Raw genomic sequence first — 22,302 nt, 5'->3', positions numbered from 1 at the left:
GGCAAGTGTGAAAAAACTGGAACTCAAATATGGATGCAACCCCAACCAAAAGCCCGCCTTCCTCTCCATGGAGGACGGGTCCGACCTCCCCATCGAGGTCCTCAACGGCCGGCCCGGCTACATCAACGGCCTGGACGCCCTCAACGCCTGGCAGCTGGTCAAGGAGCTGAGGGAGGCCCTGGACCTCCCGGCCGCCACTTCTTTTAAGCACGTCTCCCCCACCTCCGCCGCCGTCGGCCTCCCACTTTCTCCGGAACTGAAGAAGGCCTGCTTTGTGGAGGGGGTAGAGGGGCTGGATGACTCCCCCCTGGCCCAGGCCTATGTCCGGGCCAGAGGAACCGACCGCCTCTCCTCCTTCGGGGACTTTGTGGCCCTCTCCGACCCCTGCGATGAGACCACGGCCCGCCTGATCAAACGCGAAGTCTCCGACGGGGTCATCGCCCCGGGCTACGTCCCGGAAGCCCTGGACATCCTCAAAGAGAAAAAGGGGGGAAACTACGTGGTCTTGAAAGTGGACCCCGACTATCAGCCTCCCGCCGTCGAGACCAAGATGGTCTTCGGGGTCACCTTCAGCCAGGGCCACAACACCTGCAAGGTCACCCCCGACCTCTTCCGGGAGATCCTGACCAAGAATAAGGACCTCCCCCAGGAAGCCATCCGGGACCTGACCATCGCCCTCATCGCCCTCAAGTACACCCAGTCCAATTCCGTGGCCTTCGCCTACCAGGGCCAGACCATCGGGATCGGGGCCGGCCAGCAGTCCCGGATCCACTGCACCCGCTTAGCCGGGGACAAAGCCGACACCTGGTTCCTCCGCCTCTCCCCCCAGGTCCTCTCCCTCCCCTTCAAAAAGGGACTCAAGCGGCCCGTCAGGGACAACGTCATCGACGGCTACATCAACCACAATGAGGAGGATGTGACTGCCGAGGGGAACTGGCAGAAGTACTTTACGGAAAGACCCCGGCCCTTGACCGATGAGGATAAGCGGGCCTACCTGGACCGGATCACCGGAGTGGCTCTGGGGTCCGACGCCTTCTTCCCCTTCGGCGACAACCTGGAGCGAGCCAAGAAGTCCGGCGTATCCTACGTCGCCCAGCCCGCCGGGTCCATCCGGGACGATGACGTCATCCGGGTGGCCGACCGCTATAACATGGTCATGTGCAAGACCGGCCTCCGCCTCTTCCACCACTGATTCGTTTCTGAATTTTTCCCCTATCCCCATCCATGCATGAAAAGGAGTCCTCATGAACATCCTCTTAGTCGGCGGTGGCGGCCGTGAACATGCCATTGTAAGAAAACTTCGTGAAAACCCCAAAGTCCGGACCATCTGGGCCCTGCCGGGCAACCCCGGCTACGGGATGGATGCCGACTGCATCGACATCTCGGCCGAGGACCTGGACGGGGTCTGTGAATTCGCCCAGGAAAACCCCGTAGACTATGCCGTCGTCTCCCCCGACGACCCCCTGGTCATGGGCCTGGTCGACCGCCTGGAAGCCCTGGGGATCCCCTGCTTCGGCCCCAACAAGGCAGCCGCTGAGATCGAGGGATCCAAGGCCTTCGCCAAGGGCCTCATGGAAAAATACGGCATCCCCACGGCCAAGTTCAAGGTCTTCGATGACCTGGACCGGGCCCTGGCCTTCATCGACCAAGTCGGCGCCCCCCTGGTGGTCAAGGCTTCCGGCCTGGCCAAGGGCAAGGGAGTCATGATCTGCCCGACGGAAGACCAGGCCCGGGAGGCCGTCCGGGCCTGCATGGTGGAGGGAAAATTCGGCAAGTCCGGCGAGACCTGCCTGATCGAGGAATTCCTGGAAGGGCCGGAAGTGACCGTCCTGACCTTCACCGACGGAAAGACCCTGGTCCCCATGGTCTCCTCCATGGACCACAAGCGGGCCCTGGACGGGGACAAGGGCCTCAACACCGGAGGCATGGGCTGCATCGCCCCCAACCCCTACTATACGGATGAGGTGGCCAAGACCTGCATGGAAACCATCTTCCTCCCCACCATGGAAGCCATGAACAAGGAGGGCCGTCCCTTCAAGGGCTGCCTCTACTTCGGCCTCATGCTGACGAAAGAGGGCCCCAAGGTCATCGAGTACAACTGCCGGTTCGGCGACCCCGAAACCCAAGTGGTCCTCCCCCTCCTGGAATCCGACCTCCTGACCATCATGGAGGCCGTCACCGAGGAGCGGCTGGGCCAGGTCGAAGTCAGCTTCTCCAAGGATGCCGCCTGCTGCGTGGTCCTGGCCTCTGAGGGCTATCCCCAAGCCTACCAGACCGGCTACCCGGTTACCGTTTCCGAGGAAGTCCTGGACAAGGTCCACTTCGCCGGCGTCCGCCTGGAGAGGGAGTCCCTCCTGACCTCCGGCGGCCGGGTCCTGACCGTGACCGACCGGGCCAAGACCCTGGACCAGGCCATCAAGAAGGCCTACCGGTCCATCCAGGACTGCCACTTTGACCATGCCTACTACCGGAAAGATATTGGCCAAGAGGCCTTGAAAGCGAGGTTATCATGATCTTTCGCCGCTACGTTGAAAAGAAGCCCGGCCTTCGAAACGAAGAAGACCGAATCCTCTCGGATGCCCAAACCCTCTACGGGATCGAGGGCCTGGAAGAAGTCCGCCTTCTCAAAAGATACGATGTGGACATGGCCTCCGAGGATCTCTTTGACCTGGCCCTGGAGGAAGTCTTTTCCGACCCCCCGGTCGACCTGACCTACCAAAGCCTGGAAGAGGCCCAGGACGGGCGGAAGGCTGACTTCATCCTGGCCGTAGAAGCCCTCCCCGGCCAATTCGACCAAAGGGCCGACTCCGCCGAGCAGTGCATCCAGATGCTCCTGGGCGGTGACCGCCCCCGGGTCCTCTCCGCCCAGGTCTACCTCTTCTATGGGGTCCTGACCGAGGCTGACCAAGCCAAGCTCCGCCGCCTCCTCATCAACCCCGTCGATTCGAGGGAGGCCGGCCTGGACAAGAAGGAGAGCTTGGCCATGAAGATCACTCCCCCGGACCCCGTCCGGCTCATGGAGGGCTTCCGGGCCATGGACTCCGCCGCCCTGGACGCCTTCCGGGAGGACCGGGCCATGGCCATGGGTCTGGACGACCTGACCCTGATCCAGGACTACTTCAAGAAGAAGGACCGGGACCCCAGCGAGGCCGAGTTGGGCATCCTGGACACCTACTGGTCCGACCACTGCCGCCACACCACCTTCAACACCGTCCTGGACCAAGTCACTTTTGAAGACCCCCTCCTGGAAAAGTCCTACCAGGACTACCTGAAAACCCGGGAGGAACTGGGCCGGACCAAGCCCATCACCTTCATGGACCTGGGAACCATCGCCGGCAAGGCCCTCCGGGCCCAAGGCAAACTGGACGGTCTGGACGCTTCCGAAGAAATCAACGCCTGCACGGTCAAAATCAAGGTCACCATCGACGGCAAGGAAGAGCCCTGGCTCCTCCTCTTCAAAAATGAAACCCACAACCACCCCACGGAGATCGAGCCCTTCGGTGGGGCCGCCACCTGCATCGGCGGGGCCATTCGGGACCCCCTGTCCGGCCGGGCCTACTGCTACGGGGCCATGCGGGTGACGGGGGCGGGCGATCCCCTGACCCCGGTGGAAGAGACCCTGGAAGGTAAGCTCCCCCAGATCCAGATCTGCCGGGAAGCCGCCCAGGGCTACTCCTCCTATGGCAACCAGATCGGCCTGGCCACGGGCCAGGTCCGGGAGATCTACCACCCCAACTATGTGGCCAAGCGGCTGGAAGTAGGCGCGGTGGTCGCCGCCGTTCCTGCGGACCTGGTCCGCCGGGAGACCCCCCAGCCGGGCGACCCCATCATCCTCCTGGGCGGACGGACCGGACGGGACGGGATCGGCGGAGCCACCGGGTCCTCCAAGGCCCAGAAGGTGGACTCGGCAGAGACCGCAGGGGCCGAAGTCCAGAAGGGGAATGCCCCCGAGGAAAGAAAGCTCCAACGCTTCTTCCGCAATCCCAAGGCCGTCAAGATGATCAAACGCTGCAACGACTTCGGGGCCGGCGGGGTTTCCGTAGCCATCGGCGAGCTGGCTGACGGGTTGGAGATCGACCTGGACAAGGTCCCCAAGAAGTATGAGGGTCTGAACGGGCTGGAACTGGCCATCTCCGAATCCCAGGAGCGGATGGCCGTCTGCATCGACCCCGAGGACCTGGAGGAATTCCTGACCATGGCCCATGAGGAAAATCTGGAAGCCACCCAGGTGGCCGTGGTCACTGAGGAGCCTAGGGTCAAGATGACCTGGCAAGGCAAGACCATCGTGGACCTGGACCGGGCCTTCCTGGATGAGAATGGGGCGGACAAGCACATCACGGTGGAAACCGCCAAGTATACCCCCTCCTTCGCCGGCCTGGTGGAGGACCCCAAAGACTTCGCCTCCGCCATGGAAGATGTGGTCACCGGCCTGAACGGAGCCTCCCAGCGGGGCCTGGCCGAATCCTTCGACGCCACCATCGGCAAGGGGACGGTCCTCATGCCCTTCGGGGGCCAGAACCAGCTGACCCCACCGGAGGCCATGGTCCAGAAGATCTCCGTGGAGAAGGCCGACACCGAGGACGTCTCCTTCATGGCCTGGGGCTTTGACCCCTACCTGACCGCCTCCTCCCCCTACCATGGGGCTTACTATGCGGTGGTCGATTCCCTGACCAAGCTGGTGGCTGCGGGGGCCGACCTGGAGGAGACCTACCTCTCCTTCCAGGAGTACTTCCTCCGCCTGGACCAGGACCCCAAGCGCTGGGGCCTCCCCATGGCCGCCCTCCTGGGCGCCTACCAGGCCCAGATGGACTTCGGCCTGGCCGCCATCGGGGGCAAGGACTCCATGTCCGGCTCCTTCGAAGACCTGGATGTCCCCCCCACCCTCATCTCCTTTGCCGTCACCACCGGCAAGCTGGACCGGGTCCTCTCTCCGGAATTCAAGGGCTCCGGCCATAAGGTCTACCTCCTCTCGCCCAAGAAGGACGACAACCTCCTTCCCGAAACCGACTCCCTTCGGGCCCTCTTCGATTCTGTCGATGAGGCCAACCGGTCGGGCAAGATCCTGGCTGCCGGGACCCCCGACATGGGCGGGATCGCCCACAAGGTCTTCGAAATGGCCCTGGGGAACGGGATGGGCTTTGTCTATGAGGACCGGGACCTGGAGGACCTTTTCGACCGGAACTACGGCTCCTTGATCCTGGAAGTCCGTGAGGACCTGGCCCCCTCGAAGGCCTTCGACCTGACCCTCCTGGGCCGGACCAACGACGACCGGACCCTCCAATATCAGGATGAGGTCCTGGACCTGGCCGACCTCCTGGCGGCCTATGAGGACACCTTGGAGGAGGTCTATCCCCTGGAGGGGCCCGAGATCGATGAAGCCGACCTCCCCGCCCCCAAGGCCAAGGCCCCTGCCGACAACCCCATGTCCCAAGTCCGTGCCAAACTGTCCCAGGCCCGTCCCAAGGTCCTCATCCCGGTCTGCCCGGGCACCAACACCGAATACGACGCCGCCCAGTACATCCGGGAGGGGGGCTTGGAACCCCAGGTCTTCGTCGTCCGCAACCAAACGAGCCAAGACATCGCCGAGTCCACGGAGGCCTTCCGCAAGGCCCTGGACCAGGCCCAGGTCCTCTACCTGCCCGGCGGCTTCTCCGGCGGGGATGAGCCCGACGGGTCAGCCAAGTTCATGGCATCCTTCCTCCGGAATGAAGGCATCGCCCAGGCCATCGAAGACCTCCTGTATAAGAGGGAGGGCCTGGCCCTGGGCATCTGCAACGGCTTCCAGGCCCTGGTCAAGCTGGGCCTCCTCCCCTACGGCCACATCACCGACCCCAAGGAGACCGCCCCCACCCTGACCTACAACCGGATCGGCCGCCACCAATCTCGGATCGTCAACCTCAGGGTGGCCTCCACCGACTCCCCCTGGCTCTGCTTCCTGGACCCCGACCGCCTCTATAAGGCACCCATCTCCCACGGCGAAGGCCGCTTCCTGGCCCGGGATGAGGACGTCCAAGCCTTCTTCAAGAATGGCCAGGTCGCCTTCCAGTACGCCGACCCCGATGGCCGGCCCTCCATGGACATCGCCTTCAATCCCAACGGATCCACCGCCGCCATCGAAGGCCTCATGGCCGCCGACGGCCGGATCCTGGGCAAGATGGGCCACACCGAACGCTCCGGCTCCGGCCTCTACCTCAACATCCCCGGGACCTACGATATGAAGTTCTTCCAAGCCGCTAAAGTCTACTTCGACCAGGAAATCTAATGCCGGGCGCCCTCTGGGCCTCGTGATTGGACCGCTAAAGGACCTCCCTTTGGCGGTCCTTTTTTTGCCTTGGCCGGGCTCCGGGAGGAACTAAAGGCAGGAGGAAGTCCCGAATCAAATCCTTGACCCGGTCGTAGTCCACGCTCAGCTTTCCCCCTTCAAAAGTCACCAGGAGCCGCCGACCCAGCCCGATCCCATTCTTTTCGTAGGTCCGAATCTTCTCAATGGTCCTCATCGTATAGTCCCCATCTCCCATGAGGCCATGGTGCTCCCAATAAATCTCCTCCTCGGTATAGGGATTGAAGAAGGTGAAGTCAGGATAGAAGATGACCCCGTCCTTGAGGACCAGGGGGCATTCGTATTTGTAGGTGATGCCCATCTGATCAAAGCGATCACAGAGTATTTTCTCCGTCTTGGATCTCACCCGCTTTCCTTGGTAAGTTAGAATCAAAGGATCCTCCGGTTTGAAAGGGAGCCCCTGGTAGGCCCTCTTTTTCCAATCCGCTAACTTCTGGAGGAGAGGTTTCTGGACCGGTCGAATCAAGCTTCTCCTCTCCGGGGACAAAGCAAGAAATTGGTCGTCCACCAGACGGTCAATCTCATCATTATCCAAATCCTCTCTTTCCAAAGAAGAAATCAGTCTTTCTACCGACCGATTGTAGGTCTGCTGAGCTAAATGCCGAGCCAAATCCATCTCTTGAATAGAAATATAACGACGCTGGATCTTTCCCTCCATACGAACCCGGTGATAATATTGACATGTCCCCCGCCCACGCTTGATGTAAAGGTTCCCCGCTATTTCCTCCACCTTAATCGACTCCAACCCCTTTTTTAAGGCCCGAATCTTCTCATTTTTCCGATCTCGCTTTCTATTCAAGACTCCTCCTTGTCTCCAATCATCATTCATCGGATTATCCCTTACATTTTGACATAAACTTCGTCCCGGATCTGTTCCAAAAACCTTGGTCTATATGCCCATACCGGTCCTCTTGGCAAAATCCTCGTTTGGAGGGGTAGCCTCATGCCGGCCCTTCCCGGCAAAACCTCCATTTGGAGGGGTAGCCTCATACCGGCCCTTCCCAATAAAATCCCCATTTGGAGGGGTAACCCCATACCGGCCCTCTCCGGCAAAACCTCCGTTTGGAGGGGTAGCCTCATGCCGGCCCTTCCCGACAAAATCCCCGTTTGGAGGGGTGGCCTCATACCGGTCCATTCCGGCAAAATCCCCAATTGGAGGGGTATTCCCTCCTGCAGAAAAACCGCCCAATTCCCCATCCTCATGTCTAGGGCGGAATTATCCTCCCCAAAATCCCCCAAATATGGAGTAAAGATGTTCGACAGGCCCACCCGAATCCGATAGAATAAAGGGGTGAGTTAGCAAGTGAAAACATCGACAATGATGAGATAAAAGTGAGGAAATATGGATAACAATTTTCATGATCATCCGGATTTTCACCAGAGGCGGGCGGAGGCCCGAAAAGCAGCCGGACGGAGAAGGCTCCTTGTCTTCCTCCTGATTGCCATTGTTGCCCTGGCCATGGGTATCTTCATCGGCTACCGGTTGCGGGAGGTTAAGGAGGGTCGACTCGTCCCCCCACCCCAGCAAGGCAATCCCACGGACCCGCCCCAAAGTCAGGGTACGTTTGCTCCGGTCGGGACTGACCCCGAATCTTCCCTAACAGAGACTCCAAGAGAATCCGAATCCTCCGTCCAAAGCCAGGACCAATCCGACACTTCATCGGATCGGGAATCCAATGCAGAAAGCCCTGCCGGTCACGGCGAAGGGAAGATCCAGGCCAAGGCCAACACCGGAGATGCGGTCCAGGATGCCCAGGGCAAAGGGACCAACCACAATAAGGCTGCTTCCGTCTATGCCTATCCCGTCCAGGCCATCAAAGAAGCCATGTTTGAAGGAAAGCCCCTGGCAGGAGATAATAAGATTGCCTTCCTCACCTTCGACGACGGCCCCTCCTCCAAATCCACCGGAGAACTTCTGGACATCCTCGCCAAGGAAGGTGTCCCCGCCACCTTCTTCCTCTGTGGCCGGACCATGAATGAAGAAACCAAGCCTCTGATGAGACGGATGATGGATGAAGGACACGGTCTCGCCTACCACTCCTTCAGCCACGACTACGCCTACCTCTATCCCGGTCGGTCAGGTAACAAAGACCACATCATGGAAGAATACGATAAACTGCACACCCTCCTCAACAAGTTGATGGGCGAAGATGTTCAGGTCAATGTCTGGCGGTACCCCGGGGGCCATATGTCCTGGAAAAACCTGGAAGCCGCAGACAAGGCCCTGGCCGACCGCGGCGTCCACTGGATTGACTGGAACTCCACCAACGGCGATGCTGCCCACAAGGGTGGGCCAAAGACACCCCTAGCCCAGGTTGAAGAAGTCCTCAAGGGCTGGACAGCCTACGGAAAGCCCAACTGCATCACCCTCCTCATGCACGATACGCCCAAGAAGGAAGTGACCCGGAAGTCCATCCCTCTCATCGTAGAGGCTCTCCGAAAAGAAGGCTTTTCCTTTGGCATCATCGAATAGAAAAGAAATGGAGGTCATCCCCTTGAACAAACGCCTCAAGACAAGCCTCGCTTCTTTACAAAACCACCCTCCCCAAATCATCGGGGAGGGTGAATGGAAAAACTATGCGATTTTGCTCCCCCTCATCCCGGACGGGAAGGGGGAGTTTTCTTTACTCTTTGAAGTCCGTGCTTCCCACCTCAAGACCCAACCCGGAGAGATCTCCTTTCCCGGCGGGGCCATCGAAGACGGCGAAAGCCCTGCGGAAGCAGCCATTCGTGAAACCGGCGAAGAACTCCTCCTCTCCCCCCACCAGGTCCATATTCTCGCCCACCCCTACACCTACGTCTCCACCTACGGCCGAAAGATCGACTGCTTTTTAGGCCTTTTGGAAGGCTACGGTGAAACATTCTCAACAGATGAAGTCGACCGGATCTTCACCATTCCTTTGGAGGCCCTGGCCCATCTGGAAGCCAAAGTCTACCGGTCTCAGGTTCGTGAGTTCCCGGAGGAAAGCTTTCCCTACGAAGACATCCCGGGTGGCCGAAACTACCCCTTCATCGAAGGCGAATCCATAACCCCCTTCTTCTATTGGGAAGGGAAAACCATCTGGGGGCTGACCGGACGAATCCTCAAACAACTACAAAAGGACCTCTCGATATAAGGCAATACTCCACCAAGATCCACAAGAGATTTTGGACATGAAAAAAGCTGGACCCTTCGGGGCCCAGCTTTTTTGCCGTGGTAATGAAGATTATTTACTTGGTGATTCCAAGAACGATGTCTTCAATTTCCATTTCGACTTTCTCAGAAACGGCATTGTCACCACCAACGATGACGTAGTCGGTGATCTTGTCGTTCTTCTTGATCCAGTCGGACTGTTCCTTAGTCAAGCCCTTGGGGTTGACCATGAGGATAGCAGCGTTGTTCTCAGCAGCCAGGTGTCCGGCAACGAGAGCATCAGCATACTTTTCACCGGTTACCACATAGACCTTGGTGGCGTTCTTGAAGTATTCATTAACAGCCATGTTGGTCTGGTAACGGTTCTGTCCATAAAGTCTGTCGACCTTGGAACCGGGAACATCAGACTTGGCACCTTCGGAAACTACAGCGGTTCCGCCCATGACCAGGATCTTGTTCAGCTTGCCGGCCTTGAACGCATCATCCAGGAAGGACTTGGTTTCAGGACGGAGATGGTTGGATCCATCAGTCAGAAGGATGGGATAGCCGTAACGGGAAGAAGGTACGGAGGCGATCAGAGCATCAGCGAAGCTGAAGCCGTTAGCCAGGAAGTAGGTCTCGCTATAACCGTCGGTATTCGGATTGACGCGATCAGCTACTCGAATAGCATTCTCGGCAAAGGGGATTTTTCCTTCGCTCGGATCAGCCTTCAGGAGCTTAGCCACTTCAATAGCGGTTTCAAATCTGTTAGCACCACCCACGCTGGCAACGCTCAGACGCATCTTGGTCAGCACTTCAGAAATGGAGTTGGAAACAGCGTCGCTCTTACCAACGATCAGGACGTTCTCGAGCTTTCCGGCAGCCTGCTGAGCCTTCAGATAAGCCATGACCGACTCAGGAATGCTGTTGGACTTGGTCAGAAGGATCGGAGCCTGATAGAGGTTGGTCAGGCCGTTAGCGGTCAAAGCATCGGCGAAGTTCTGTCCGGTGGCCAGGATGACGGTCTTGTTCTCGAGACCATTGGGATACTGTTCCTTGGCAATCTTAACAGCGGTTTCATACCGGTCTTCACCCTCAATCCGCGGGAAGAGAGCCTTGCGGCCTTCATTGATCTTTACTTCATAGTAGTTATTATCAATATCTTCGTCAGTAATCTTATGCTGAGCGATGACCTTGCCGTCCTTCTTGACGGTGATGATAGAGAAGGCTCTGTAAGGAACCTGAGTCCAGTCTCCATCTTGAGGAAGGGTCTTCTCAACCCAATAAATCAGGACATTGTGATCCTTGACATAAGCAACGCCGTTCTTGTCGGTCTTGCCGTTATAGAGGACTTCACCTAATTTGAGTTCCTGCATGAACTCGGAAGCATCCTTATTGATGGTGACTTCAACGCCTTCTACAGCGTGAAGATCAGTCTTGCGACCTTCCGCGAAAACGCGAACTTCAAAGGGAGCTTGTTCCTCGGTGTTGTACATTCTCAGAACCGCGTTGACACCGTTCTTTCTTTCCAGTCCGGGGATCTGGTCGTTCAGGTCGTTGCGGAGAGAGATGAAGGAGACGGTAGAGTTAGCATAACCTTGTTTTTCAGCCTTGACAGCGATGACAACCGTCTTCGCTTTTAGAGGCAAGTTTTTGAGGGTAGATGCACCAAGCTTGATCATACCATCCTTATCGGTCATATAATTGCCTGTAATGCCTTCTACTTCATCATCAATCATTAAATTGTGATTCTCATCAAGGGCGTATTTATCTCCATCTACTTTGACGTTATAGAATTTGATTTTAGCCCCTTCAATCGGATTATCGGTTCCATCTTCAAAGACACGGATGGTGGAGTCTTTAGTCTGGTTGAGGACCCACTCGAAGGTGAAGTTGTAGTTCAGGGTGACATCAGGAGAAGCAATAGTCTTATCTCCGCCAACCCAAGCGACAATCTGATCGAAGGTCCGAGTTCCCATTTCCTGAGCGGCAGTAGCAGGATCTTCCTTGCTTCCGCCAACGGCATTGCCCAAGAAAATCAGGTCCATATCTGTTCCGAAGATTTCTTCAGCTTTGATGGTCGGGGCTTTCACTTCAACCTTGCCGACCTTGGCTTCAACAAGAGCCTTCAGAGAAGCGGCATCAGCCCAAACCTTGAGGGTGATGTTCTTCAGAGTGTCAACATCGTTTCCGGCAATCTGCTCGGGCACGTCAACGTCGAAAGAGATGTCCGTAGTCTTATCAACGGTGAGGGGCTGAGGAGTTGTTGCCAGGGCTTCCTGGACCTTGGTCCCGTCGGCCTTCTCTGCGGACCAAGCCGCATAGACGTTCACTTTTGCCATGTCATCATCGCCCAGCATCAGCATCTTATTGCTGCTGGTCTTGATGGTGACGGTGAATTTTCCTTCTCTGCCCTCAACAATACCTGTGTCGCTATCCTTGGACTCAGCGAATGCTGTAGGAACAGCAGTCAGGATAAGAGCCAGAGCTAAGAAAATCCCTAAAACCTTTGAAAATTTCTATCCCATTTTTTCCTCCTTAAAATAAATAATCATCATTTATCTCTTGTGGTCTCGGCCATAAACTGTATAAAAATGTCTACGACCCTTCCACTATGGCTTACTTGGCTTATCACGTTTACAAAAAAGTTTCAATCTCTTTCACCCATCTCCTGAGCATTTTTTCTTCATCATAAAGGATTGAAAACACAAGCTTTTTGGTCTGTTTTTATCTTATTATTTCTTGTCCTACTCCCAAAGCCAAGATAAAATCCGATAAATCGGAGAACGATTTTTTTGTCATCGCAAAAAAAAGATCGGCCAGACGGCCGACCTTTTGATTCTTACTTGTCTTCGTAAGGGATGATGGCGATGGCCCGGGCTCTCTTGACAGCCTTGTTGACATCGCGCTGGTGCTTGGCACAGGTCCCGGTCACGCGGCGAGGAAGGATCTTCCCGGCATCGCTGATGAAGTTCTTGACCTGTTCCACATCCTTGTAGTCCAGTACTTTTTCTTTATCTTTGCAGAATTGGCAGACCTTTCTGCGGGGTCTAAATGTGCGGCGGCTCATACGATCTCCTTTTTAGAAAGGGATGCGGGAATCATCCACCGGGGCGAAGTCATCGCCGAAGAAGTCATCGCCCGATCCGCCAGCTTCCTGGCTACCCTGGGCACTCCGGTTCTCGGGGTAGTTGTTGTTTTGTGGGGCCGGAGCGGAACCGCCCTGGTTATAGGAATCATTGCGTTCCTTCCAGTCCACAAACTCAACATTGTTGGCCACCACATCGGTGGTGTAACGCCGAGATCCATCCTGGGCAACATAGGATCCGGTTTGGATCCGTCCTTCGACCAGGACCCGCTTCCCTTTTGCAGAAAAGCGGTTGACATTCTCTGCTAACCTTCCCCAGCAAACACAGCCAATGAAGTCGGCCGTGGGCTGATTATTCGCTTCCATCTCCTGTTTCTTCTCACGCGATAGTCTCTTGTCCACCGCAAGGGTGAAGCGGACCATGGCGTTGCCTGTAGAATTATTGTAGGTTAACTCGGGGTCTCTTGTCAGTCTTCCCATCAGAACGACTTGGTTCATCGCTACCTCCTAGGACTTACGCCTCTTTCTTTACGGTCAGATAGCGTAAGATGTTGTCCAAGATTCTTGCCCGACGCTCGACTTCCTGGACAGTTTCCGGCTCTGCCTCATAGGTCAGAACAACGTAATAGCCGTCTTTCTTGAAGTCAATCGGATAGGCAAGCTTGCGGTTTCCCCACTCATCGAGATCCAGGACCTTGCCGGTCTCATCGATCGCATCAATCAAGCGATCCAAGACTTTTTTGCGGTCTTCTTCTTCAACATCAGCTCGTAAGATGACCACCATCTCATATTGATTCATGTCTTTCACCTCCCTTTGGATTTGACCCGCTTTTGAACGGACCAGAGATTGCTCATGGCAGGGCACAAAAATCCCTAAACCACTGAACATACCAATACATTATACTAAATGGCCCATCTTTTGCAAGAAAAATTCTTCCCTCCCCCTCCCCATTTTGAATCATTCCATCGATATGAATACCATCTGAGCTCCCCATAGTGTTGATTTGCCATTTTTCCCCAAATCAACACTATATTTTCCCACCTCACTAGTGGTGGTTCGCCGTTTTTTCGCCAATCAACACGACTGCAACGACCATATTCCCGAAATCTATAGTGTTTGTTTGACGTTTTTCTCCAAACCACCACTACCCTCATGCAAAAAGACATAATGGTGGTTTCGTCATTTTCCCAAAACCACCACTACTTCTAGCCCAAAACCATAGTGGTGGTTAGCCGTTTCTCCCCAAACCACCACTACTTCGGTCCCAAAACCATCTTTCCGGGCTTCTTCCCCCTCCCCATTTTTGGTAGTATAGTCTCATCACCTGATGAAAGGAGCCCAACATGACCACAATCCACGGATTCACCCAAATCAAGGAGAGGGCCGTCCCCGAGGAGGCCTCTACCCTTCATTTATATAGACACGAGAAGACCGGCGCCCGGGTCCTCCACATGAAGAAGACTGATGACAACAAGGTCTTCGCTATCACCTTCCCCACCCCGCCCCTGGGGTCGACCGGGAACTGCCACATCCTGGAGCACTGTGTCCTCAACGGGTCACGGAAGTACAGGACCAAGGAACCCTTCATGGACCTCCTTCAGTCTTCCCTCCAAACCTTCCTTAACGCCATGACCTATCCCGACAAAACGGTCTACCCCATCGCCTCCCGGAACCCGGCCGACTTCCGTAACCTCATGGACCTCTATCTGGATGCCGTTTTTTACCCCGCCGTCCTTGAGGACGAAAGGATCTTCCGCCAGGAGGGCTGGCACTACGCCATCGACCGGCCGGAGGACCCCCTGACCCTAAGCGGAGTCGTCTACAACGAGATGAGGGGGGCCATGTCCTCCCCCGAAGACCAGGTCTTCGATGCCATCATGCGGTCCCTTTACCGGGGAACCATCTATGCCAACAATGCCGGCGGAGACCCCTACCGGATCCCTGACCTGACCTATGAGGCCTTCTGCGACTTCCACCGGACCTACTACCACCCCTCCAATGCCTACATCTTCCTCTATGGGGCCATCGACGAGGAGGCCACCTTCGACCACCTGGCCTCCTATTTGGATGCCTTCGATAAGAAAGAAGTCCGGAGCCAGCCGGAAACAGTGGCCAAGGTAGAGGCTCCCATAACCAAGGAAGTTCCCTTCTCCATCGACACAGGCGAGGATGAGGAGGGCCAAGCCTTCTTCTCCCTCTCCTGGCTGGTCGACCGGGCCAGAACGGACGAGGTTCGCTATCTCTACCACCTCATGGACCAGGTCCTGGTCAAGTCGGAGTCTTCCTCCCTCCGCCGGGCCATTCTTGAGGAAGTCGGGGCCAAGGACCTCCTTTCCGAGGTCTGGGACCTCAAGGAAGTGGGTTTCTCCCTGGTCGCCAAGGGGGTGGACCCCGACAAAAAGGACCTCTTCCTGAAAGTGGTCGACCGGGAGATCCGGCGGATGGTGGAGGATGGTCTGGACCGTGACCTCCTGGCCGGCCTCCTCCAATCCCTGGAATTCGACCTCAGGGAAAAGCAGGGGATGGCGACCAAGGGGATCCTCTTCATGGCCATGGCCCTGTCCGAAGGGATCTATGGGGCCGATCCCATGGACCGGATCGCCTATGCGGACAAACTCCGGTCGGTCCGGGCCATGGTTCGGGAGGGGGCTCTGGAGGCCTACATCCGGGATAAGCTCCTGGACAACCCCAACCGGGTCTTCCTGGTCCACCTGCCCCAGGCCGGCTTAAATGCCCAAAGGGACCGAGACCTGGCCAAGTCTCTGGCTGATTACAAGGCCGGTCTCTCGGAGGAAGAAATCCAGACCCTCATCAAATCCAACAGAAAACTGGAAGATCGACAGAACCGGCCCGATTCTCCGGAGGCCAAGGCTACCATCCCCCGCCTGGGCCGGGAGGACCTCCCCGACCACCTGGTCCGTGTGCCTCGGGAAGTCCGGGAAAGCGACAGGGCAACCTACCTTCTCCATGACCTCCCCACATCAGGAATCACCTACCTGACCCTGGTCTTCGACCTGGCCCACTTCGCCGAAGCCGACCTTCCCTATGTGACCCTGGTCTCCGACCTCATGGGACGGCTCTCCACCCGGACCCTCTCCTACCGGGACTATGAGGTACTAGAGGACCTCCTGACCGGAGGGATCACCCTGACCCCCAAGGTCTACGACCGCCAGGGATCCATGGACTTCCAGGCAAAGCTCCTCCTTTCCACCAAATTTCTGGGCCTGGAAAACCTGTCAGCCGGCCTGGACCTCATGGCCGACCAGGTCCTCCGGACCCGGTTCGATGAGACCGACCGTATCCGGGAGGTCATGGCCATCATCCTCTCCTCCATGGAAATGGGGATGGTGGATGACGGATCCGGGGTCGCCCTCCAACGGGCCATGGCCCAGGTGACTCCCGCCGGGGCCTACAACGACCGACTCAAGGGCCTGTCCTACTACCTCTGGCTGAAGGATCTGGCCAGGAATTTCGGTCCTGAGGACTTAGTTAAATTTGAGGAAATCTACCACCGACTCTTCCTGACTGCCCGACCCCTCGTCAATATCACCGGGTCGGGTAAGGACCTGGACCGGGTAGTCGATGAGGTGGAGGGCTTCCTGGCCTCCCTGCCCGTCAAATCCGAGCCTGCCCAGGACTTCCCCTTCCTTCCGGAAAAGAAGGCCCTGGCCTTCAGCCTGACCTCGGATGTCCAATTCGTGGCCATGGCTTCCCTCATGGACCCCGACCGGGCGGCCTATGGGGGCCACTTCCAGGTCCTCTCTAATATTATGTCCAACACCTACCTCTATACAGAAATTCGGGCTAAGGGCGGGGCCTACGGTCAGGGGCTTGCCCTGGGAACCAACCAGGTCGCCGGGGCCTTCTCCTACCGGGACCCCCAGCTCCGCCGGACTCTGGACATCTTCCGCACCCTCCCCGACCGGGTGGCCGAACTGGACCTCACTGACGATGACCTGGTCCGCTTCATCATCGGGTCAGTGGGCCGTGTCGATGGCCCCATGACCGAAAACCAGAAAGGCCTTTTCGACCTCTCCAACTATCTCAGGGGAGTCGATCGCTCCTTCCATGACCGGATCCTCCGGGAAATCAAGGAGACCCGCCTGGACGACCTCCGGGCCATGGCCAACCCCCTGAAACAAGCCTGGTCTCAGGCCTCCATGGTCGTCCTTGGCTCCAAGGAAGCCATAGACAAAGAAAAGGACCTCTTTGACGAGGTCCGTAGGATCTAGGGGGCCAGGGTCGAGCGGCCCCGGCCAGCAACCAAATCAGGCCCCGGCCAGGGTCCGGTTAGGGTGGGGCCGCCCTGGCCAAAGGGCAAATCGGCACTTGGCCTAATCCTCTAACAAGAGGCTGGGGTTTTCCTTATCCAAAATGACTTTTTCCACCTTTCCGGAGAGATAGGTTCCCACCTGATCTTCAATAAATTGAAGGGCTTCTTCCAAGGCATCTTCCCGGGAGGGATCCACCAACTCGCTGATCAGGAAAGCATTTTTCGTACCCTCGGTGATCATGGTCCGCTGACCGTCCCGCCAGTTGAAGCAACGGCAGACGGCCCCGGCATCATCCTTATAGCAGAGCTCGCCCGGCAGGGTGGGCTGGTTTTCCCCATCTCCGATAGGATAGAAGGCATCATCGCCCTCCGTGATGGTCAGGCGGAGGTCGCCTTCAAAGGTGTCCATATCCTCTGCCCCAAAAGGAAGGGCGAAGCGGAGGCTGGCCGCATTGTAAATATCGACCAGGGGGTTGATGGAGGGTACGGGGTTGTCCTTGGAGGCCCGCTTGAGGAGGGCTTCAATGGACGACCGGGCCCCTTTCTTGGTCTTGAACTGTTTGAAGGCCTCCCGGTAGACGGCGATGACCGGGTTCTCGCTGAAGACGCCGGCCGTTAAATAGGACTTGGCCATCTCATTGGATTCGGCCAGGAGGGACTGGAGGGCCTCCGGAGACTCCTCCCCGGCTTCCATGTCTTTAATGAGGAGGACACCGATCTTGGCCTCCGGAAAGAGTTCCCAGAATGAAGAATCGACAATAAATTTTTTCATTTTTACTCCTTTTTGGTTCAAAGAAAGGGCTGAACGAACAGTCTGGAGCCCCTACATGAGCTCCTGAATCCGACGGGTGAAGGTCACCGGATCCTCCACGCTCAATCCGGCAATGATCCGGGCCTGGTCATAGAGGAGTTGGGTATAGGCCTGGAAGTCCTCTTCCTTGCCCTGGTCCCGGAAGGCCAGGAGCTTCTTGACCACGGGGTGGTCGGGGTTGACTTGAAGGACCTTCTGGGCCTGAACCTTGGGCATGTCACCCGGCTGGCCGGCCAGGGTCTTTTCCATCTCGATGGAAATATCTCCCTGGGCCGTCAGTATGGCCGCATCCCGGGTCAGTCCCCGGCCCGCTTTGACATCCACCACTTCCCCATCCAGGACCTCCTTCATAGCGGAAAAAAGTTCTTCGGCTTCCGGAGAGAGATCTTCTTTCTCCTCCCCCTCCAAGGCAAAGTCGTCGGAAAGAACGGACTGAAAGGCATGGCCCTGGTAGTCCACCATGGCCTTGATGGTAAATTCATCAATCGTATCGGTCAGGAAGACCACTTCCTCTTCCTTTTCCATGAGGGCCTGGACCGTGGGCAGTTGGCGGATCCCCTCCAGGGATTCCCCGGTGGCATAGAGGATTTTTGTCTTTTCCTTTTCCTCCGCCTTATCTTCTGCCCCATCTTGGCCGTCAGCCTCCAAGCCATCGGCATCCGCCGGCTCATGATCCCCGTCATGATCCCCGTCCTCACCGATGATTTGGTCTAAAGAACGCCCTTGGCCCAGGGAGGTATCGAAGAGGAGGAGGGGGGCAAGGTCATCTTTTTTCGCCCCATAAGACTGGTAGATGCCGGCCTTGAGGGTGGTCCCAAAGAGGCCGAAGAAGGTCTTGTAAGCCTCCTCATCCTCCTCCATCATCTTCTTGAGCTCCTCCAATACCCGCTTTTCAATCCGCCGGGCCATGGCCATCATCTGCCGGTCTTCCTGGAGAGTCTCCCGGGAAAGGTTGAGTTTGAAATCCTCGCTGGACACCACCCCCTGGACAAAGGAAAGATAGTCCGGAAGGAGGGAGTCCGCATGGTCCATGATCTTGACCCCGGCGGAATAGAGGCTGAGCCCCTTCTTAAATTCCCGGGTGTAGAAATCCCAGGGGACCTGGGAGGGGATGTAGAGGATGGCCCGGTAGGACAGGGTCCCATCAGCCACCAAGTGGATCCAGCGGAGGGGCTTGCCGAAGCCCAGACCTTCCTGCTGGTAAAAATTGATGTAGTCCTCGTCCTTGAGGTCTTTTTTGGGTTGGTTCCAGATGGGGGTCTTGGAATTGAGAGTCAGAGTTTCCTGAGTCTCCTCATATTCCGGATTGTCCTCCCATGCCTTCTTTTCCTCTTCCGTCGCATCCTCCCGGAGGGGAACCCGCTTTTGCCGGCTGACCTCCATCTCGATAGAGTAGCGGATGTAGTTGGAATACTTCTCGACCAGGGACCGGAGGGTGTATTCATTCAGGTAGCGGGAGAAGTCCTCATCCCCCTCATCCTTGCGGAGATGGAGGATGACATCGGTCCCCACCTCCTCCCGGTCAGCTTCCTCGATCTTATAGCCGTCTACCCCCTCGCTGATCCAGCGGTGGGAAGCCCCGTCTTCCAGTGATTTGGTGACCACTTCCACCTTTTCCGCCACCATAAAGGAAGCATAGAAACCGACCCCGAACTGGCCGATAATGGAGGCCACATCCCCCTTGGACTCGGCCTGCTTGAACTCCTGGGTGCCCGAGTGGGCGATGGTCCCCAGGTTCTTGTCCATCTCTTCTTCCGTCATCCCGATCCCGTAGTCCCGGACGGTCAGTGTCCGGTCCTCCTCATCAGGGATGAGTTCAATCTTGTAGGTCGACCGGTCGAAATCCGAAGCTTTCTCCTCCAGATCAATAATGTACCGCTTATCCAAAGCATCCGAAGCGTTGGAAATCAGCTCCCGAAGGAAGACATCCTTGTTGGTGTAGATGGAGTGGATCATCATATCCAGGAGCTTCTGCGATTCCGCCTTAAATTTTTTCATCTTGACAAATCCTTTCTATTCCCGTCACTATTTCTATCCCCTCTTCGTCGGTCCGGCAGGTCGATGGCCCGACAGGAAGAGGTTTCTGACTTTCTTTGACCTTCTGACTTTTCATTATACCCCATGATCCCCCTCTTGCAAACAAAAGTCGGATGCCCTTAGGCAGTCCGACCCTTGAGATGACCCGTCTTCAAATAGTCCCTCATCTTCTTCCAAAGGCCCAGGCCCATAAAGGCCGACCGGAGGACACCCATGAGGGACATGGCCAGCCAAATCCCCTGAACGCCCACCATGGGAATCAATAAGAGGGCGAGAGGTACCCGGGCGACATTGGTCACCAGGGAGACCATGGAGGGAAAAACCGTATCCCCCAGGGCGGCATAGGTGGAGGAAGTCGCGGATTCCAGACCCATGAAGGGCTCCTGAATGGCAAAAATCAGAAGATAGGTTCCGCCCAAAAGGATGGCCTCCTTCTCCCGCATAAATAGGGCAAAAATCTCCCGGCCGAAGAAAACAAAAAGAAAGGAAGTAAAGCAACCGATAGCGAGAGAAATTCCGCAGCCGACCAGAACCGTGTCCCGAACCCGCTTCCTTTGTCCGGCCCCGATATTTTGAGCCACCATCGAGGTCAGGGCAGATCCCAGACCCTCGGTAGTCATCCAGCAGATGGACTCAATCTGAGTGCCGAGAGCACCCACCGCCACCGCTATGGCCCCGAAGTTGGAGAGGATATGGTTGGTGACCATGGAGATAAGGCATAATACTAAGGACATCAGGGCCATGGGAAGGCCAATCCGAACCATCTCCCGGTAAAGGCTCCATTTGGGCCGCCCCAGGAGGGAAGCCCGCCCCACCAGACCCAGGGGGTCAATGGGATCCCTCCGCCGAGAATAGGTGATGAGGAGAAAAAGGACCAGGGCTTGGGAAAGAGAGGTGGCTAAACCTGCTCCGAAAACCCCCATAGCCGGGATCGGCCCCCCTCCGAAGATGAGGAGGGGGTCTAAGACCATATTGAGGACCAGACCAACCAGGTTGATGGAAAAGGGGACCATGGAATTGCCCAGGCTGGAGTAGGACTGGGAATAGGAAACCGACATGATCATAAAAACCATACCAATAAGAACCACCCGGGCATATTGGATAAGGTAGATAAAGACGGTTTCCCCCAGTCGGTAGAGGTCAGCGAAAGGAACGAGAAAGACCTGACCCAGGAAACAATAGGTTACCGCAACCAGGAAAGAGAGCTGGAAGCCTTGACCCAATCGGAGGAGAAGCCCCTCCCGAAGGGCATGATCCTCTTTTTTCTTCGACTGAGCCTGGCCGAAATACCGAGCCACCAGGACCCCCATCCCGTTTTTCCCAATGAGAGAAAGAGCTTCGCCAAACCAGAGTAGAAGACCGACCAGTCCCACCGCCGCCACAGCCTCGGCATTGATCCGGCCAATCCACATCATATCCACCAGGCCGTAAGCCATCTGGGCAAAGGCCGTTAAGACAAAGGGAGCCGAAAACCGCAGGAGGGTCTGCGGAATCGGCTCCGTTAAGAGGTCTCTTGTGTTTTGCATCAGATGACAACCACATCTACCCGGTCGCAATTAAGGCCGAACATGGACTCGACTTCTTCCTTGATCGCAACTTGAGCTTGGTAAACCACGTCCTTGACAACCGCATCCCGACTGACGGAGAGGACCAGGACTGTGGTCAGGTGGCCATCCTGGGTTTCCGTCTGGATCTGCTTGTCATAGTGGGCCCGCAAACGGCCGTTCTTCGCATCATAGCCGCGGACCTGACTGACCCCTTCGACCTTAGCGGCCGCTTGGGCAATCACCGTGTCAATAACCTCGTTCGCTACGAAACAGGATCCCCCGACAAATTTTTTCATTGGACCCTCCTTTGATCTTCTTTTTCCAGCCATTCTTTCGGCGTAAAGTACTCAAAGCCGACCAGGTAATAGTCCGCCTGCCGCTTCATCTGGTCAATATCCTGACCATAGGCCTCATCTTCCAAAGCGACCACCGTATAGCCGGCCGCCTTGGCCGTAATCAGGGCATAGAGGGCGTCATCAAAAAGGGCCATATCTTCAGGAGCCTGGCCCATGGCCTTGGCTGCCGCCTCCCAATACCGTTTATCATTTTTCGGAAAGCCGTCTGTGGAAGAAGAATAAACCAGGTCAAAATAATCCAGGATCCCTGCTTTTTCAAGGGCAATCATGGCCAAGTCATAATTGGTCGCCGTTGCCACTCCCATAGGAATCCCCGCATCCTTGAAGCAGTTCAGGGTTTCCACCACCCCTTCCCGGGTAACGGAATTCTCCTTATACCACTTGGACATGATGCTGTTCGCCCGCTTGTACATGGCATCGACGTCAGGTGCAAAGTCGAAATTCTCCTTGAGCATCCGAACTAAATCTTCAAACCCCTGGGTGATGACGACATCATAGTCCACCTGGTCCATGGGAATATCAAACTCTTCAATCAGCCGGGCGTTAACCGCATTCCATGCCGGCATGGAATTCAGCAGGGTCCCGTCCATATCAAAAACAATTGCTTTCATAGTCCCTCAATTTCTATGGATTCACGCCATTCATTGGCTTGGATCACTTCCGGTTTGCCTATTCTTAGTATAACAGAAAGCCGGAAGCTTGGCATAGGAGGGGAAAAGGAAAAAGGCGATGGACGC

Annotated in this window: 16 protein-coding genes; 6 read left to right on the top strand and 10 right to left on the bottom strand. The window is 56.5% G+C overall.

The features are described 5' to 3' along the window. The first annotated feature begins 7 nt into the window (after positions 1 to 7). Genes BN2373_RS04325 through BN2373_RS04315 form a run of 3 tightly spaced genes read left to right on the top strand, consistent with a single transcriptional unit; the run spans position 8 to position 6,262 of the window. Entirely contained in the window at positions 8 to 1,192 is a 1,185-nt protein-coding gene (locus BN2373_RS04325; protein WP_053942917.1) for a phosphoribosylaminoimidazolecarboxamide formyltransferase, read from the top strand. A 52-nt stretch (positions 1,193 to 1,244) separates the two neighbouring features. Then, the gene (gene purD, locus BN2373_RS04320; protein WP_053942916.1) at positions 1,245 to 2,513 is read left to right on the top strand and encodes a phosphoribosylamine--glycine ligase; all 1,269 of its coding nucleotides are present in this window, start codon (positions 1,245 to 1,247) and stop codon (positions 2,511 to 2,513) included. Then, positions 2,510 to 6,262, top strand: a complete 3,753-nt coding sequence (locus BN2373_RS04315) for a phosphoribosylformylglycinamidine synthase (protein ID WP_053942915.1) — start codon at positions 2,510 to 2,512, stop codon at positions 6,260 to 6,262. Before purD ends, BN2373_RS04315 begins: the two co-directional genes overlap by 4 nt. 34 nt (positions 6,263 to 6,296) lie before the next feature. Here BN2373_RS04315 and BN2373_RS04310 read toward each other — a convergent pair whose 3' ends face one another. Beyond that, complete coding sequence (locus tag BN2373_RS04310; protein ID WP_053942914.1) at positions 6,297 to 7,139, bottom strand: hypothetical protein; 843 nt, start codon at positions 7,137 to 7,139, stop codon at positions 6,297 to 6,299. Between the two features lie 543 nt (positions 7,140 to 7,682). On the opposite strand from BN2373_RS04310, the gene BN2373_RS04300 reads away from it, so the two are divergent. Both BN2373_RS04300 and BN2373_RS04295 read left to right on the top strand, forming a co-directional pair. Continuing rightward, the gene (locus BN2373_RS04300; RefSeq protein WP_053942912.1) at positions 7,683 to 8,813 is read left to right on the top strand and encodes a polysaccharide deacetylase family protein; all 1,131 of its coding nucleotides are present in this window, start codon (positions 7,683 to 7,685) and stop codon (positions 8,811 to 8,813) included. Continuing rightward, positions 8,797 to 9,456 carry an NUDIX hydrolase gene (locus tag BN2373_RS04295; RefSeq protein WP_154826129.1) on the top strand — a complete coding sequence of 220 codons (660 nt, stop codon included), beginning with the start codon at positions 8,797 to 8,799 and terminating at the stop codon, positions 9,454 to 9,456. The genes BN2373_RS04300 and BN2373_RS04295 overlap by 17 nt, the downstream gene beginning before the upstream one ends. Positions 9,457 to 9,550: 94 nt before the next feature. On the opposite strand, the gene BN2373_RS04290 is transcribed toward BN2373_RS04295, so the two are convergent. From BN2373_RS04290 to rpsF, 4 genes are all read right to left on the bottom strand, one after another. Next, positions 9,551 to 11,818, bottom strand: coding sequence for a cell wall-binding repeat-containing protein (locus BN2373_RS04290; protein WP_053942910.1), 2,268 nt, complete (start codon positions 11,816 to 11,818; stop codon positions 9,551 to 9,553). A 476-nt stretch (positions 11,819 to 12,294) separates the two neighbouring features. Then, positions 12,295 to 12,522: a 30S ribosomal protein S18 gene (gene rpsR / locus BN2373_RS04285; RefSeq protein ID WP_019133878.1), complete on the bottom strand. Its 228-nt coding sequence runs from the start codon at positions 12,520 to 12,522 to the stop codon at positions 12,295 to 12,297. Positions 12,523 to 12,534: 12 nt separating this feature from the next. Next, complete coding sequence (locus tag BN2373_RS04280; RefSeq protein WP_053942909.1) at positions 12,535 to 13,038, bottom strand: single-stranded DNA-binding protein; 504 nt, start codon at positions 13,036 to 13,038, stop codon at positions 12,535 to 12,537. Positions 13,039 to 13,054: 16 nt separating this feature from the next. Beyond that, on the bottom strand, positions 13,055 to 13,339 hold the full coding sequence (gene rpsF / locus BN2373_RS04275; protein WP_019133876.1) for a 30S ribosomal protein S6: 285 nt from the start codon (positions 13,337 to 13,339) through the stop codon (positions 13,055 to 13,057). Between the two features lie 545 nt (positions 13,340 to 13,884). Between rpsF and BN2373_RS04270 the strand changes: the two genes are divergently transcribed. After that, positions 13,885 to 16,773, top strand: coding sequence for an insulinase family protein (locus BN2373_RS04270; RefSeq protein WP_053942907.1), 2,889 nt, complete (start codon positions 13,885 to 13,887; stop codon positions 16,771 to 16,773). A gap of 102 nt (positions 16,774 to 16,875) precedes the next feature. On the opposite strand, the gene BN2373_RS04265 is transcribed toward BN2373_RS04270, so the two are convergent. The 5 genes from BN2373_RS04265 to BN2373_RS04245 all read right to left on the bottom strand — a co-directional run bounded on the left by BN2373_RS04265 (position 16,876) and on the right by BN2373_RS04245 (position 22,176). After that, complete coding sequence (locus BN2373_RS04265; RefSeq protein ID WP_053942906.1) at positions 16,876 to 17,586, bottom strand: B3/B4 domain-containing protein; 711 nt, start codon at positions 17,584 to 17,586, stop codon at positions 16,876 to 16,878. A gap of 51 nt (positions 17,587 to 17,637) precedes the next feature. Then, positions 17,638 to 19,623 (bottom strand): molecular chaperone HtpG, encoded by a 1,986-nt coding sequence (htpG, locus tag BN2373_RS04260; RefSeq protein WP_053942905.1) that lies wholly within the window; start codon positions 19,621 to 19,623, stop codon positions 17,638 to 17,640. Between the two features lie 158 nt (positions 19,624 to 19,781). Continuing rightward, positions 19,782 to 21,188, bottom strand: a complete 1,407-nt coding sequence (locus BN2373_RS04255; protein WP_053942904.1) for an MATE family efflux transporter — start codon at positions 21,186 to 21,188, stop codon at positions 19,782 to 19,784. Continuing rightward, positions 21,188 to 21,505 (bottom strand): Asp23/Gls24 family envelope stress response protein, encoded by a 318-nt coding sequence (locus BN2373_RS04250; RefSeq protein ID WP_053942903.1) that lies wholly within the window; start codon positions 21,503 to 21,505, stop codon positions 21,188 to 21,190. The genes BN2373_RS04255 and BN2373_RS04250 overlap by 1 nt, the downstream gene beginning before the upstream one ends. Continuing rightward, positions 21,502 to 22,176 (bottom strand): HAD family hydrolase, encoded by a 675-nt coding sequence (locus BN2373_RS04245; protein WP_053942902.1) that lies wholly within the window; start codon positions 22,174 to 22,176, stop codon positions 21,502 to 21,504. The genes BN2373_RS04250 and BN2373_RS04245 overlap by 4 nt, the downstream gene beginning before the upstream one ends. Positions 22,177 to 22,302 lie beyond the last annotated feature (126 nt).

Origin of the sequence: Kallipyga gabonensis, from assembly GCF_001286805.1 — a bacterium.
GTDB lineage: Bacteria > Bacillota > Clostridia > Tissierellales > Peptoniphilaceae > Kallipyga > Kallipyga gabonensis.
This window is presented reverse-complemented; position numbering and strand designations above follow the sequence as displayed.

Excerpts from the sequence above, each read along its gene's own strand:
- BN2373_RS04300 (WP_053942912.1), top strand. The coding sequence starts at position 7,683 with ATGGATAACAATTTTCATGATCATCCGGATTTTCACCAGAGGCGGGCG.
- BN2373_RS04250 (WP_053942903.1), bottom strand. The coding sequence starts at position 21,505 with ATGAAAAAATTTGTCGGGGGATCCTGTTTCGTAGCGAACGAGGTTATT.
- BN2373_RS04270 (WP_053942907.1), top strand. The coding sequence starts at position 13,885 with ATGACCACAATCCACGGATTCACCCAAATCAAGGAGAGGGCCGTCCCC.
- htpG (WP_053942905.1), bottom strand. The coding sequence starts at position 19,623 with ATGAAAAAATTTAAGGCGGAATCGCAGAAGCTCCTGGATATGATGATC.
- BN2373_RS04315 (WP_053942915.1), top strand. The coding sequence starts at position 2,510 with ATGATCTTTCGCCGCTACGTTGAAAAGAAGCCCGGCCTTCGAAACGAA.
- BN2373_RS04245 (WP_053942902.1), bottom strand. The coding sequence starts at position 22,176 with ATGAAAGCAATTGTTTTTGATATGGACGGGACCCTGCTGAATTCCATG.
- BN2373_RS04280 (WP_053942909.1), bottom strand. The coding sequence starts at position 13,038 with ATGAACCAAGTCGTTCTGATGGGAAGACTGACAAGAGACCCCGAGTTA.
- BN2373_RS04255 (WP_053942904.1), bottom strand. The coding sequence starts at position 21,188 with ATGCAAAACACAAGAGACCTCTTAACGGAGCCGATTCCGCAGACCCTC.
- BN2373_RS04265 (WP_053942906.1), bottom strand. The coding sequence starts at position 17,586 with ATGAAAAAATTTATTGTCGATTCTTCATTCTGGGAACTCTTTCCGGAG.
- rpsF (WP_019133876.1), bottom strand. The coding sequence starts at position 13,339 with ATGAATCAATATGAGATGGTGGTCATCTTACGAGCTGATGTTGAAGAA.
- BN2373_RS04290 (WP_053942910.1), bottom strand. The coding sequence starts at position 11,818 with ATGCTGATGCTGGGCGATGATGACATGGCAAAAGTGAACGTCTATGCG.
- purD (WP_053942916.1), top strand. The coding sequence starts at position 1,245 with ATGAACATCCTCTTAGTCGGCGGTGGCGGCCGTGAACATGCCATTGTA.
- rpsR (WP_019133878.1), bottom strand. The coding sequence starts at position 12,522 with ATGAGCCGCCGCACATTTAGACCCCGCAGAAAGGTCTGCCAATTCTGC.